The sequence below is a fragment of the Candidatus Avelusimicrobium sp. genome (genome assembly GCF_056976295.1).
Genome location: NZ_DBMCTG010000010.1, coordinates 13,816 through 27,701, shown reverse-complemented (window position 1 = coordinate 27,701; position 13,886 = coordinate 13,816). Strand labels below are relative to the sequence as shown.

The 13,886-nt window shown below is 48.4% G+C and carries 13 protein-coding genes and 1 tRNA gene; 3 read left to right on the top strand and 11 right to left on the bottom strand.

Annotation, left to right across the window (positions count from 1 at the left end; translation table 11 throughout):
• Positions 1–71: 71 nt before the first annotated feature.
• The 3 genes from rpmB to ACZOTW_RS05430 form a co-directional block, all read right to left on the bottom strand.
• Positions 72–266 carry a 50S ribosomal protein L28 gene (rpmB, locus tag ACZOTW_RS05440; protein ID WP_177748535.1) on the bottom strand — a complete coding sequence of 65 codons (195 nt, stop codon included), beginning with the start codon at positions 264–266 and terminating at the stop codon, positions 72–74.
• Positions 267–338: 72 nt separating this feature from the next.
• On the bottom strand, positions 339–1,274 hold the full coding sequence (locus ACZOTW_RS05435) for a TerC family protein (protein ID WP_483997690.1): 936 nt from the start codon (positions 1,272–1,274) through the stop codon (positions 339–341).
• A 345-nt stretch (positions 1,275–1,619) separates the two neighbouring features.
• Positions 1,620–1,692: transfer RNA gene (locus ACZOTW_RS05430), tRNA-Thr, on the bottom strand.
• Positions 1,693–1,772: 80 nt separating this feature from the next.
• On the opposite strand from ACZOTW_RS05430, the gene ACZOTW_RS05425 reads away from it, so the two are divergent.
• Entirely contained in the window at positions 1,773–3,479 is a 1,707-nt protein-coding gene (locus ACZOTW_RS05425) for a metallopeptidase TldD-related protein (RefSeq protein ID WP_483997689.1), read from the top strand.
• Positions 3,476–5,086 carry a metallopeptidase TldD-related protein gene (locus ACZOTW_RS05420; protein WP_483997688.1) on the top strand — a complete coding sequence of 537 codons (1,611 nt, stop codon included), beginning with the start codon at positions 3,476–3,478 and terminating at the stop codon, positions 5,084–5,086. The genes ACZOTW_RS05425 and ACZOTW_RS05420 overlap by 4 nt, the downstream gene beginning before the upstream one ends.
• Before the next feature lie 140 nt (positions 5,087–5,226).
• Here ACZOTW_RS05420 and ACZOTW_RS05415 read toward each other — a convergent pair whose 3' ends face one another.
• From ACZOTW_RS05415 to ACZOTW_RS05380, 8 genes are all read right to left on the bottom strand, one after another.
• Positions 5,227–6,222: a tetratricopeptide repeat protein gene (locus ACZOTW_RS05415; protein WP_428055298.1), complete on the bottom strand. Its 996-nt coding sequence runs from the start codon at positions 6,220–6,222 to the stop codon at positions 5,227–5,229.
• Positions 6,194–7,153: a patatin-like phospholipase family protein gene (locus tag ACZOTW_RS05410; RefSeq protein ID WP_428039620.1), complete on the bottom strand. Its 960-nt coding sequence runs from the start codon at positions 7,151–7,153 to the stop codon at positions 6,194–6,196. Before ACZOTW_RS05410 ends, ACZOTW_RS05415 begins: the two co-directional genes overlap by 29 nt.
• Positions 7,150–8,448 carry a TolC family protein gene (locus ACZOTW_RS05405; RefSeq protein ID WP_483997687.1) on the bottom strand — a complete coding sequence of 433 codons (1,299 nt, stop codon included), beginning with the start codon at positions 8,446–8,448 and terminating at the stop codon, positions 7,150–7,152. Before ACZOTW_RS05405 ends, ACZOTW_RS05410 begins: the two co-directional genes overlap by 4 nt.
• Positions 8,449–8,460: 12 nt before the next feature.
• Complete coding sequence (locus ACZOTW_RS05400) at positions 8,461–8,913, bottom strand: HAMP domain-containing protein (RefSeq protein ID WP_177748549.1); 453 nt, start codon at positions 8,911–8,913, stop codon at positions 8,461–8,463.
• Between the two features lie 8 nt (positions 8,914–8,921).
• Positions 8,922–9,653: a hypothetical protein gene (locus ACZOTW_RS05395; RefSeq protein WP_483997686.1), complete on the bottom strand. Its 732-nt coding sequence runs from the start codon at positions 9,651–9,653 to the stop codon at positions 8,922–8,924.
• Positions 9,654–9,662: 9 nt separating this feature from the next.
• Positions 9,663–10,223: a hypothetical protein gene (locus ACZOTW_RS05390; RefSeq protein WP_428041735.1), complete on the bottom strand. Its 561-nt coding sequence runs from the start codon at positions 10,221–10,223 to the stop codon at positions 9,663–9,665.
• A gap of 152 nt (positions 10,224–10,375) precedes the next feature.
• Positions 10,376–12,379: a hypothetical protein gene (locus ACZOTW_RS05385; RefSeq protein WP_483997685.1), complete on the bottom strand. Its 2,004-nt coding sequence runs from the start codon at positions 12,377–12,379 to the stop codon at positions 10,376–10,378.
• Between the two features lie 102 nt (positions 12,380–12,481).
• Positions 12,482–13,243 carry a trypsin-like peptidase domain-containing protein gene (locus ACZOTW_RS05380; protein WP_428037670.1) on the bottom strand — a complete coding sequence of 254 codons (762 nt, stop codon included), beginning with the start codon at positions 13,241–13,243 and terminating at the stop codon, positions 12,482–12,484.
• Between the two features lie 91 nt (positions 13,244–13,334).
• Here ACZOTW_RS05380 and ACZOTW_RS05375 point away from each other — a divergent pair, with 91 nt between their 5' ends.
• Complete coding sequence (locus ACZOTW_RS05375; protein ID WP_177748559.1) at positions 13,335–13,808, top strand: GreA/GreB family elongation factor; 474 nt, start codon at positions 13,335–13,337, stop codon at positions 13,806–13,808.
• Positions 13,809–13,886 lie beyond the last annotated feature (78 nt).

Genomic DNA, 13,886 nt, shown 5'->3' with positions numbered 1-13,886 from the left:
TCAGGTCTGTTTTTTAATAAAAAAGCCCGCACTCATAGGAAAGCACGGGCTGGTTTTTCCAAAAAATTGGATTATTTGGTAGGTCTTTTCGCCAAACCGCTCTTGATGCAGCCAGTGCAAACATAGGCAGTTTGCGTTTTGCCTTCAAGCACTACCTTCTGCTTTTGGAGGTTCGGTTTAAAACTTCTTTTGGTTCTCATATTGGAGTGGCTGTAAGAACCGCCGGAAACCGGGGTTTTGCCACACACTGCACATTTATACGCCATAGGTTCCTTCCTTGATAACTGAATTAAATTTCGCTCTTATATTCTAGTAAATAAAGGCCGTTCTGTCTAGCCCTAGGCCGCTTTGGGCGGAAAGATTTTGCTGGCCAAAACAGACAGCGTCAAAATCCCTACGATTACCCCTAGCGAAGCCACAATCGGGATAGGGAAAAAATGCGACAGGAGCATTTTGACACCTACAAAGAATAAAATAACGGAAATGCCGTATTTGAGATACGGGAATTTGCCTGCCATACCGGACAGTAAAAAGTACAGCGAGCGCAAACCGATAATGGCAAAAATGTTGGACGAATATACCAAAAAAGTATCCTGCGTAATGGACAAAACCGCCGGAATAGAGTCCACCGCAAAAATCAGGTCGGACATTTCAATTACCATAACGGCCGCAAGCAGCGGGGTGGCCATACGTTTGCCCGCTTCCAGCACAAAGAAATTTTCGCCGTGGTAATCGGTTTTGATGGGCATAACTTTTCTAAGAAGTTTTAAAATAAAAGATTGGCTGGGGTCAAAATTATCATCTTCCTTCTGCAACAGCATTTTCGCCGCCGTAAAGATAAGCAATGCCCCGAAAACATAAATCGTCCACGAAAAGAGCGAGATTAACTGTACGCCCAGAAAAATAAACAAAAAGCGCAAGATAACTGCCCCCACAATGCCCCACAAAAGGGCTTTGGGCTGTAAGTTGTGCGGAATCGCAAAATAACCGAAAATCATAATAAACACAAACATATTATCTACGGATAGAGAATATTCCAACACATAGCCTGTGTAAAATTCCAGCGCGTGGCGCGGGCCTTCCACCAACCAAATTGCCCCGCCAAAAAGAAGCGCAAGCGATACCCACGCGCAAACCATTAAGGCGGCTTCCTTCATACTTACTTTGCCGTGATGTTTATTTAACACGGCTAAATCAATGAACAATGCTGCCAGTACAATTACCCAAAAGGCAATCCACATAGCAACGGATACAGTAGTCGTTACGGGTTCCATTATTTCTCCAAAATATAGTTTAAGAATAATAAAAATTATAGCAATTTATGGGGATATGCTTATGCGGGTACGGCTGAAAACGCGGGGCAACACCCGAAAAAGCAACAGCCGCCCGACTGCGGCCTTGGAAATGAGTGGTTTAGAACAAGAAGCCGGGAAGGGGAGTCTCCTGCGGTCATTTTACTGACGTAAAATGCCTGCGAACCGGCCCTCCCGGTTTTTGATTAGCACACAGCGGAACTGTTAGGTGTGCCAACAAAAACATCGCTCCGGGCTTCGCCTCCCAACGTAAACAAAGCAGTTGGCCTGCTTTCTCAGCATAAACGAAAAAAAGGCAAAAAAATAAGCCGAGAATGGGAGTCGAACCCACAACCTACGGTTTACAAAACCGTTGCTCTGCCAGTTGAGCTATCTCGGCGTTTTACGGATAATATATCTTATCATTTTTTTTGCTTGTATCCAACAGGTATATGATAAAATAAACGCATAGGAGAATTTATGAAAAAAATAATTGTGTTATCTCTTTCCCTGCTATTCGGGTTGTCCGCCTTTGCCCAGAATAACTGCAATATCGCTGACGAACTTCCCATAAAATTAATGTCAGCCGAAATGAAACGCGGGTTCAAAACCTTTCAAAAGCAAAATCCGCCCCTGTATTACTTGTCCTACCAGTATTATACCAACGACCTTTCGGATATAAAGGTATCCGAGGGGAGCGTGGCGCGGGAATACTATGGCCGTTCGCTCGCCAGTGTAACCGTATTTCCCCGTGTTGGCTCGCCCGCGTTAGATAATACCCGGCGTTTGACGGTGATGAGTTCTGTAAGTGACAGACTCACGAAGGAAGATATGCCAGCCGCCGGGGGCGACGGAAAGGCTTTTTCTACGGCCCTGTGGCGTGCGACGGATGCGGCTGTAAAAAAAGCGCAGGGAGACTTGGACGGCGTAAAGGCCGAAAAATTAACGGCCCCCACACGCTTTGACGATTCCCCCGATTTTGCTTATCCGCCCGTGGAGCGCTTTTGCCGTACGGCTGAATTTGCTACATTTGACTATGATAAAATCAAGGCGATGTTAGTCAAAGCCTCTACGCTTACCAAGGGAAAAAAGTTCATTTTAGCCTCCAATTTTTCTTTTGAGCGGGAAGTGGGCTACCGCTATTTTGTGGATTCCCGCGGTACGCAGTTAAAAACTCCACACCAAGAGGTCCGCTTGTCGTATGTCGTATCGGGCAAAACGGAAAACGGACAAGAAGTATCCCGCTTTAATGACTATAATGTTTTGCGCCCCGAAGAACTGCCGAGCGAGGAAAAGTTACTAGCCGATACGCGCAAGTCCATTGACGAATTGGAGCAACTGGTTAATGCGCCCGAGGGAGACCCTTTTGAAGCCCCGACCCTTTTAAAAGGCCGCGCGATGGCTGTTTTCGTGCACGAGATATTAGGGCACCGTATGGAAGGACACCGCCAAAAAATGGAAGATTTTGGACGTACTTTTACAGATAAAATCGGCCAGCAGGTGGTTTCTCCCATCTTAACAATTATAGATGATGCCACTTTATCGTATTTTAACGGAGAAGTGATGCGCGGTTTTTACGAATATGATGACGAAGGTGTAAAGTCCCGCCCGGTTACGCTGGTGGAAAAAGGCGTGCTCAAAAACTTTTTAATGAGCAGCAGCCCGATTAAAAATTTCCCGGCTTCCAACGGGCACGGCCGCGGAAACCATTACTTTCGTCCGGTAGCCCGTATGGCTGTTACGCGCGCGCTTGCCGAGCAGACCGTTACTTATGATGAATTGGAAAAAAAGTTCTTGCAGGAAATTAAACGCCAAAACAAACCGTACGGTTTTATGATTGAAGATTTATCCGGCGGCTTTACAATGACGGACACTTACAGCCCGCAAGCCTTCAAGTTGGAACCGACATTGATGTACCGCGTATATCCGGACGGACGCAAAGAAGTTGTGCGCGGATTGGATATGGTGGGCACACCGCAGGTAAGTTTTAATAAAGTGCTTGCCGCCGCGGACGACTACCAGGTGTTTAATGGTTCGTGCGGCGCTGAATCCGGCTGGGTGCCGGTATCGGCCATTGCTCCCAGTGTGCTGTTAGAATCAATGGAAATGGAAAAGAAGAAAAAAAGCACGGAAAAGCCACCCTTGTTGCCTCCGCCGTATTCTTTGCATAAAGGAGTCTCCAAATGAAGAAATTGCTACTTTTTGTTGCTTTATTTATTACGATGCCGGTTGCCGCAGGTCAGTTGCCGGATAATATGTACTTCCGCGCTATGCAGGACGAAATGAAACGTACCGTAAAGGAACTGCGCACCAAAGAAAAGGACGGACAAAAGCCCTTTTATGTGGCCTATAAATTGACGAGGGATTTGGGCGGGTATAACGTTTCGGCCTCTATGGGAAGCCCCTTGCCTGTTTTCTCTTTTGGTAATTTTGTATTGGCAGATGTTTTGGTGGATGTAGGGTCCCGCCAACACGATAGTTTAGGTTTTGACCGTAATAGCCGGTGGGAGCCTTATGCCCCGACTAATACAAGTATTATGCCTAACGGATATGACGGTATCCGGCAAGGTTTATGGGGCGCTACCAATACGGAGTTTGTCAAAGTAAACGAAGTGTATAAAGAAAAACAAGCCTATAAACGCAAAAAGAACTTGTTAAACGAAAAAACGCCCGACTTTGCTCCGGCTGCGCAATCTTCGTATGTGGAAGAACTTAACCCGTTGCCATACCCGGATATGCAGGTTTGGCAGGAAGTGGTAAATAAGTTGTCTTCGCAAGGGAAAGACTTGCCATATGTGGAAAAGTTAGAGGTGTCTGCCCAATTTTACCAAACCGGGACTTATTATCTAAACAGCGACGGCGGGTTTTATCAAACTTTCTATCCGGCGGGCAATGTCTATTGGAACGCCGTTTTGCGCACTAAAAACGGGTATAAAGATACTGAAAGCGAGTGGCTGCCTTTATCGTCTTGGAACGCCACGGATAATGAAAAACGGTTGCAAGAAAAAACGGATAAATTTTTAGAGAAAATTAAGCAGCATTACCAAGCGCAAAAAGGCACGGCTTATTTGGGGCCGGTGCTGTTTACAAAGGATGCCGCCGGGAGTTTTATGGGCCTTTTGGTGCGGGGTGTAGAAAAAAATAAGCCTTTGCTTTCTGCCGCGTTTGAAGACGACCCCGAAGCGGGGGAACTGCGTAATAAAGTAGGAATGCGCGTAATGTCTATGGTGGCGGATGTGTACGACAGACCGCACTTGCGCGAGTTTAAAGGCCGCCGGTTGCCTAACTTTGCCCCGGTGGATGACGAGGGCGTAGCCACGCAGGATTTAACGCTTGTGTCCGGCGGTAAACTGGTGCAGTTGCCCTCTTCCCGCCGTTCCGTTAAAAAAGGAGAAAAGAGCAATGGGCACGCCTTCTTCCTAAATTCATACCCCCGCGAAAGGCTGACAACGGTGGTGGTGGAGCCGAAGAACCCTTTGAGCGAAAAAGAATTGGAAGCCAAACTGCTTGCGCGCTGCAAAGAGTTAGAACTTGACTACTGCTATATTGTGCCGAATATGGGCGGAACTGGGACGATGGTTCAGCGTATCTATACGGCAGACGGACGCAAAGAACCCGTAACCGGGTTGGAGGTGTCCAACCTGACGACCCGTGCCCTGCGGGATATTTTAGCCACCGGGGACGATAGTGATGTTTATTCTAATGTGATTACGCCTGCGCTGCTTGTAGATGAAATTGAACTCTTGCCCAGCGACCGCCGCCCGGACAGAAAACCGTTTATTGCACGTCCGTAGTGTGCGAATCCCATTATGCGTTAAAACAATCCCCCAGGACGATACTGGGGGATTGTGCTTTAAAATAGGAAATATTCCCGATAATTGCAGGCGGAAATCTGGGGGTTGTTATCTCATCAACCGGCTAGACCGCAGTGGTGTTACAAGGGATTATCCGCAAGCAGTTTGCTGGCCACCCGTCCGATAAAGGTTTCGGGGTTTTGCTCTTTTACGGCTTGCATATGGCGGCGGGCACTTTTGGGGTTTCCGGTGTTATATTCATCCATTGCCAAAATAAAAAAGGCCAGTTGGTTTTTGGGCGATATTTTTAGGATTTCCTTGGCGGTTTGGATAGACTCTTTGTATTGCCCGGCTTCATTTTGCCACAGGGCTTTGTTGGCAAGTAAATCTTCCCGCTTGGGAGCCAGTAACAAGGCCGCGTTAATATCCTCTAATGCTTTATGGTAGAGTTGAAGCCCGCGGGCCGCCTTGGCGCTTACCAGCCAAAAATCGGGCGAAGAATTGTCTTGCATCAACGCCATTGTAATATGGATAAAGGCTTCTTGGTAATTGCTTTGGCTCAAAAAAGTGTTGGCATAGCGGGCGCGGTATTTCGGTTCGGCCTGCGGGTTTAAGGCAAAAAAACGGTCGTAGTAATAGCGTGCTTTGGAATAGAAGCCCAAGGTGTTGTAGTTGACGGCCTGCCCCGTAAGGGCCTCTAAATTGTTCGGCTCCCTCTGCAACACTTGGTTATACAAGTCCATAGAGCGGTTGGTAAGTTCTGTCCTTTGGTAGAGACTGGCGGCCGCCAAAAGCAAGGGGACATTGTCCGGGTGAAATTCCAAGGCTTCCAAGTAAATATCCAATGCCTTGCTTAAATTGCCCAGTTGCTCGTAACTTTTTCCTAATAAGCGGTAGGCGCGGGCCTCGCGGCGTTTGACGTTTTTGGTTTTGTAAATATAGTCGGACAATTCCGCTACGGCCTCGGTATAATGGCCTTCGTTGTACAAATCACGCGCGTGGATATAATCTTGCCTGTCTCCGCGCGGGGCCATCCCCAAAAATCCCGTTTGGGCGGTAGAGCAACCTCCCAAGCACAGGGCGGCAAATAAAAAAGATAATAAAAATTTACGGTTTAAGTACATAAGGCAGCGCAAAAAGCAGGATATCCTCCTGCATTTCCCCCATATGGCGGTTGGCTTCCTGCAAGCCTACTTCGCCCGCTTTGTGTAATTTATCAAGTTCTAAGGTTCCAACGTCCAATACGCGGTTAGTAATGACAAAGTTCGCCTTGTGGGCCGATTCTTCAATCATCGCGGCACCGCGCACATCTCCTACGCGCAGTAAGTAGGCGGCAATAGACTTAGGCGTATCGGAATAAAAATCAGGTGGCGTGATGGAGGCAATAATGTAGTCCGCCCCCATAGATTTAACCGATTCTACCGGTAAATAATCTACTACGGCGCCGTCCACCAGTTCGCGGTGGCGGTATTGCACCGGGGCAAAGATACCCGGCAGGTTCATACTGGCGCGCACCGCAATAGCCAAGGGGCCTGAATCAAATACCACGCGCTCTCCGGTTTTAACGTCCATTGCCGCGCAGGAGAACGGAATTTGCATATCTTCAAACCGCATATCGCCTACTTGTTCGTGAAAGAAATTAACCAAGTTGGACGAAGTGGGCAGCCGTTTGGCGAATAATAAGCGAAATAGGCCGATTACGTTGAAGTCGGACGTTATTTTGTCCATTGTCATATGCTCGCCGATAGTCCACAGTTTTTCGGTCGGGAGCCCTGCCGCATAGAGAGACCCCACCACCGAACCCATAGACGTACCCGAAATCATATCCACCGGCACTTGGGCATTATTGAGGGCTTCCAATACGCCGACGTGGGCAAAACCGCGCACGCCCCCCGCCGATAAAGCCACCCCGATTTTGGGGCGTTCGTTTTTTGGCAGGGCGGTAAATTTATCCCATAAAAAATGGCGCAAAATAACGTCATCGGTTTCGCGCTCTATGGCAAATGCCGTCCCCGCGGACAGCAGACACAAGAGCACTGCGGCGGCCTGCTTGAACCGGCGCATCATTGTAAATCCTGGCCGATAGCCCACTCCAACTCGGCTTTGGCGAATTGGTTTTCTTTAACCGCCTGTAAGTAGCGTTGGGCCGTTTGCAGGTAAGCCTGCAAGGCTTCCAGGGCTTCGGCGCCGTGTTGGGGCTGGCGGGGGGCTTGTTTTAACAGGGCATCCATTTCACGGTAAGCGGTTTGGCGGTCCAATACTTCCTGTTGCCAAAAGGACATTTTCTCAAAGTTTTCAGCCACCTGTACGCGGATGGTATCTTCAATCGCGGCGCGGCTTAAAGAACTTTTTTGCTGTTGGGCTTTCTTTTCGGTAACTTGTGTGGAAAAATTATAAGAAATCGGCAAGCGGACAGCCAACGAAATTTGTCTGTTTTGGTCCTCCAAAGTGTTGGCCCCTAATTTTTCGTACGAAGCGTTTAAAATGACGTCCGGGTAGCGGCGGGATAAGGCCAGGTCAATGGCGATATCGTCCGTTTCCAAGGCATAAATGGCGGCCTTTAATTCGGGACGGAATTCCATCGCCCATAAAGTGAGGTGCGGCAAGTCCCAATCGGTTTTAACCGGGGAAAATTCTCCGCGAATTGTAACGCGGGCATTGAGTTCTTTATTCAGGCTGACGAGCATTGCCAAATTTGCCTGTTTTAAATTGTTTTCGGCCTGTTTTTGCGCGCTTTGCAGTTGGAATAAGGCATTTTGCATACGCATTTTAGCCCAAAGGTTGCTATTGGCGGAAGCGTTCCATTTTTGCGCCAATTTCCAAATGCGTTGGGTCAGTTGGGCATTTTGCTGGGCATATAAAAGAGCCGCAAAAGATTTTTTAATGTCCAGCACCACCGCATTTTTAACAGACTCGTAGCGGCTTTGGATTTGTTTTAAATTGGCCTGAGCAAAGCGCAGGGTGCTGCGGATGCGTCCGCCGGAATAAAGATATTGGGTAGCGGTAATACCCACCCCATAGAATTGGTCTTTGTCGCCATAGTAGCCGTTGCCCGGCAGAAAGCGGTTAGCCACGGCATCGGGCAGGACCATAGGATAATCCAAGTCGTACCAGGTGGCGGTGCCTTGCAGTGAAAATTGCGGCAAATAGCGGAACTTGGCTTCGGTTACTTTTTGTTCTGCGATGATAATTTCTTGTTTGGCCGCCAGAAACTTGGAATTGTTTTCCAAGCCCAGGCGGATAGCGTTTTCCAGTGTCAAATTATCGTTGACCAAACTGGAAAAAGTTAGTCCGTATTCCTTTTGTGCAAAAGCGGCCTGAGCCAAAAGGCAAAGGGCCGCCATCATTAAGATTTTTTTCATACTACCCCCGGGTTACTGTTGTTTGTTTTTGTTAATTTCCGCTTCTACGCGGTCCATCATTTTGTTAAATTCGTCTTGTAATTCGGTGAATTGGTCGCCCTGGCGCAAGCGTACCCGCTGGGAAAAATCCCCTTTGGCAATATCCTTACAAGTTTGCTCAATGCGGTAAACCGGCCCGGCCATTTTGTGTGATAAAATAGCGGAAATGATGATAACAAGTAATAAATAAATGGCAATTTTATAGGCAAAACCCGCCGCTAAGGGCAGAAATTGGTCATACAGCGGCTGCATTAAAACCGGGTAGTTATCAAACAGTTCGTCCAACGTGGCCGTCAGTTCAAACGTCATAATCGCAAGGCCGCACAGCACGCTTAAAATAATAAGCATCATATAGCGGATTTGCAGATTTTTTTTGATAAAAATCGTGCGGCGTTTAAACTGCGGCGGTTGTGGAGCGGTATTCATAAAATCCCCTAAAAGGTGGTTACATAGCGCAGTTGTAAAATGCGTTCGCTTTCATCTCCGCGGCCTACGCGGCGTACAGCGCCGTCCAAGGCCAAGGAGGGGTGCAGATAAAAGCGTGCGCCCAGGTTTAAGCGGGAATCGCGGATATTGCGCAGATTGTCCCACTCGGCCATTAAACCGATTTTGTCGCCCAGTTTATAGAATGTGCCCATAAACCAGTAGAGTTCATCCCACGCAAAATCGGAGAAGTTAAGCCCGGCGGTGGCGTTTAAACCGGGAATAATAATTTCGCGCGTAAGAGTTAAATAGCCGCCTTTGCGGTCATCTAAAAATTTTTTCGTTTTCGCATACTTGCGGTGTTCGTCATAACCGTAACCATAGCGGCGGCCGTCGTAGCCGATAGCAATAGCGGGTAAATATAAATTTCCGTCGTAAATCTTCCATTTTACTTGAAAGTCCGGGTCCAGCACGCGCACGGAAGAGGACGAACCTAACAGTTCGTGCGAGGCAATGCTAAGCCCAATGTTAATGCGGGGATAGACCCCAAAATCAATGGTTTCCATTACCGTTCCGTGGTCGTAAGCGCGCGTTAAAAAAGAGGCCTGGTAACGGTCAAACACTTCGGCGGTGGGAACATCTAAAATCAAGGTTTCCAAGGAAATAGGGTCCCCTTGGGCGGCCCGGACAAAGAGCGGGGCAAATAAGCAAACGGCAAGTATGGCTAATTGTTTTAATTTCATAGTTATCCTCTAAAATAAGAAAGTGCGGACGTCTTTAATTTCAGGCTGCGTGATAAAACGTACATTGTGTAAGTACGCTCCTTCGCGTGCGGGCATAAAGTCGTTCTTGTCGCGCGGAAATTCCAAATCAATAATACCTTTATCCATACGGGCCGTACTGCTGACGACCGCCTTATGCCAACGGTCTGTTTTTTCCTGGTTGTATGGGTCAGACGGGTTCCAATAATTGCGCAACACAACGGTTCCCTTGGTAATGGCTCCGCCTTCCAACGGTTCAGTTTTTAAAATTACATCTTTGGTAAATAGCACTTTCCCCTTGCAGGGGCCGTTTACAAAGGTAATTTTATAATGCGGATCGTTTTCCGTGGGGCGTTTGTTAAGCGTAGCGAGCGAGTAGAGCGCGTAGGGCTTCATAATGTTTTGGCAAGCCGCAAAAACGTGCGTATTGAGCAAGCGTTCATAATCCTGTTTGTCGTCGGTGCGATTATAAGGGGATTCTTTTTTATGGCGGCATCCGGCCACGGCAAAGGCTACACAGCAAATGAGCAAAAGGCTTACTAATTTTTTCATAAATCGGGCTCCTGATAAATAAGTTATCCCGCGTGCGGGCGCGCATGAAACCAATATAAGAAATTATACCCGTTTTTTAGGGGAAAATAAACCACAATTCACCAAATAGGGGAAAATAAAAAGCCCCCCGTAAAAAGAGGGGCTTTTTGAGATTATTTGCGGCCGGACCGCGTTTGTCTTGCCCGGGCGGCACTTTTTTGGTTAAAATCTTTTTTTTGTTTTTCTGCGGCTTCGCGCATTTCCTGCGCGGCTGCGCTGACGGCAGGTTCCAAAATTCCCTGCGAGGTTTCCTTGTTCATTTGTTGGAGGATGCCCTTGCCGAATTTGACGGCACGGATGAAGTCCCCGGTCAGTTCGGAAGAAGACGCTGCTAAGGAGCCCTTTTCCAAAATGTCGCCGTTTGCATTGTAACCGAAATAGGGCGGCATATCGGAGGCGCCCAATGCTTGGCTGACGGCTTGCCCATCAGCGGCGGACGTAATGTACATTACGTTAAGGTCCGTTGGCGGCAAACCCTTATTGACGGCTTCTTTGGATACCTGGCGGTTCTTTTCTTGCACTTTGACGAGGTCTTTATCCGAATACACGATGTAAGGCGGCGCGGCGCGCTGCACTTGTTCTTGTAGGGCTTGAATTTCGCGTGGGTCCGCGTTGTCTCCCATTTCCTGTATTTTCTCTTGGATAAACTGCTGTTTAATTTGGTTGTATTTACCCAGCGGGTCGCCCTTAAACGTCAGGTTGGCGGCTTGGATGATATTCGTTAAATCCTGTGTGTTTTGCACGCTGTTGGCTACCCAAAAGCAGTTGCCCTCGCCGCATTGGTTATGCTGCACCATAAAGGCATAAATCTCCTTGGTTTGCTCCTGCAAGGTTTGGTCCTGCTGGTCCTCGGTTGGGGTGGCCGGATAAGAATCATCATTGGCATTTACTTGGCCCGCCACAAAGGTAACTGGCAGGGGCGGCATAGCGAAGCCTGTTTCTTGGTAGAAATTTTGGGCGTTTTGCGCGCGGGCATCTGCTACTTGCTGGGCCGTTTTTTGCGGACTGGGGTCCGGGTCGCAAGCGGTTTGCACGGCGGCCGGAGAAGGTCCATTTTCATTACAAGAACCTTGTTCTAAGTTATCCAAAATATTGGCCACTTGGTCCACGGGCTGTTTTCCCTCGGCATCAGCCGCAATTAAGCCGTTTATTTGGGCAATAATTTGGTCTTTGTGTTTGGCGTAAAAATCCCTAATAAATTGGGCCTTTTGTTCCTTTTCGTCCGCAGTTTTGGGGGTTGGGTAAAGGGCATTAGCGGTATCGTCTGCCATTTTCGCCAAGGCTTCGTCCGGCATTAAGAACGAAATGGCGCGCACCATATCGTCTTGTGTCGGTTGGGGTGCGGGACTATTGGCAGCGGCGCTGGAAGAGGGCCCTTCAAAATCTGTCATTTGTGCGCGGGCAAAGCCGGGTGCATATTTCCCGCCGTTCCCGCGGGCAATACCATCGGAAGAAGCCAACAGAGCGGCTTCGGCATCGTCCTGCCAGATATCCGGGTTGCTCGCGGTTTGTTTGGTATCATTAAAGCCAAAGAATTTGGTAATAGGTTTAAACAGCCGCGCCAATTTGGAATCGGGCAGTTGATCTTCTTTACGTGTGGACTTGGCAGCGGGGGTAAAGCGTGCGGCGCGTTCTTGCTTTACATAGCGGTCGTAAGCGTTTTCCTGCGAGTTAATCTCGTGCATACCCGGCTCCATACCTTCGGGGGCGGTTTGGCGGATAAGCACCCAATCGCCGTCTTCGGTTTGCATAGAGGCATCCCCGTAGTTGTAGCGGCCGGAAGTAGCCACACCGCCATCCTTTTCTTGATTGGCGGGCGTTTTATTAAGGGCGGCGCGTGCATCGGCTAACTGTTCAGGTTGGGCAGTTTCCCCGTCCTTTTGTGCGGTCTGGGCCTTTGAGTCTGCATTATTCCGGCGGAGCAAACGCGCCATACGCTGTACAAGTGCGGTTAAAGGGTTAGATGTAAAAATTTGCGGCGTGGCTTTTTGCGCAGAGGCAGAAGCCTGGGCATTTGCCGGGGCGGGGGAGGTGGTTTCTAAAAAGGGTAATAATAAAAATACAATGACCGCCACACAGGTAAAAACTAACACAATTTTGCCAATGGTTTTCTTCATAACTGGCTCCATAAATAATAATATCCCGGTTTGGGCCGCGCGTAACGTGCCTTTGCCGGTTCTTACCAATAGTTTACCCGTTTGACGGGATTTTTTCAAGGGCTATTTTGCGTGGAGAAGGCGCATTAAAATAGACCATGACTTTTTGAGGTGTGCCCAAACGGGGTTATCCGTTTGGGTTGGTTTGGCGGTCTGGGCATCTTCTTCCTCGGTGGAGGGGGGGAGTTGCAGCCCGGCGGCTTTAACCAGTTGGATAAGGTAGTTAGAGGGAACGGAAAAATTGAGGTTTTGGTTTCCTTCTCCCTTGTAACTGCCGAAAACGACAGAAATGACGTTGCCGTTGTGGTCAAAAACAGGGCTGCCGCTGGAACTGGGGGAAATGGGGGCGCTGATTTGGTGCCAAAGAACCCCGTCGGCTTTTTTGCGTATTTGGCTGATAAGACCGGAGGAAATGGTGTTTTGCAGGCGGCGCGGATTGCCAATGACCGTAATGGTTTGGCCGGGGAGAACTGTATCGGACGGAACAACGGTAACGTGCGGTAAATTTTTGGCGTGTATTTGCAGCAGGGCCAAATCCACATTACCTGCCTGGGCGACGGGAACAGCCTCGCCCGAAACGGCACCTGTATTAAAGGTCAAATTGATATAAAGGGCATCTTTGGTAACGTGGCGCGTGGTGGCCACCAATCCGTCCGGGGTGAGGACAAACCCTGTACCCGTAAAGGTAGAACCGTCCGCCTTGATGACATTTACGGCCACAATCGCCGGGGCGTTTTGTTCAGCGATTCGGACGTGGTCGTTTTGTGCCCGGGCGGGCACCCCGAAGATAAACAGAAAAAATAGAGCCAGCAGGGCATTCCTCATATTTTTATTATAGCAAGAAAATGGTGGGAAAGTTGAAAAGCAAACGGATAAATAGTACACTAATAGGGACATCTGTTAAGGAGTTTATAGTATGGAAGAAGCATTTTATGTAAGCCGCAAAAAATATGAGGCTTTGGTTAATGAACTGAAAGATTTGAAGACTTTAAAGGCTGAACTTTCCAATGAAATTGGTGAAGCCGCCGCGCAGGGGGACTTAAAGGAAAACGCCGAATACCACGCCGCCAAGGAAAAGCAGGCCGAAACGCTGATTCGCATCCAAGAGTTGGAAATGCGTTTGCGCAACGCCCAAATTACGGACGATTTGACTGTGGATAAAAGCGAAGCCCGTATTGGGGCAACGGTAACGATCCGCGATGAAGCGGCCGATATTGAATTTACCTATACTTTGGTGGGTTCTATGGAGTCTAATCCGGAAAAGGGCCTTTTGTCCGTTAAGTCGCCCTTGGCTAATGGAGTGCTGGGCAAAAAAGAAGGGGAAACCTTTGAAGCCATTTTGCCACGCGGTCCGAAAAAATACAAATTGGTAAAACTGGAATATAAATAATATTGTAGTTATCTAGTGGATAATCAAGCCGCCCGTTTTTGTAACGGGCGGCTTTTTACTCGGCAAAAAACTCCACAG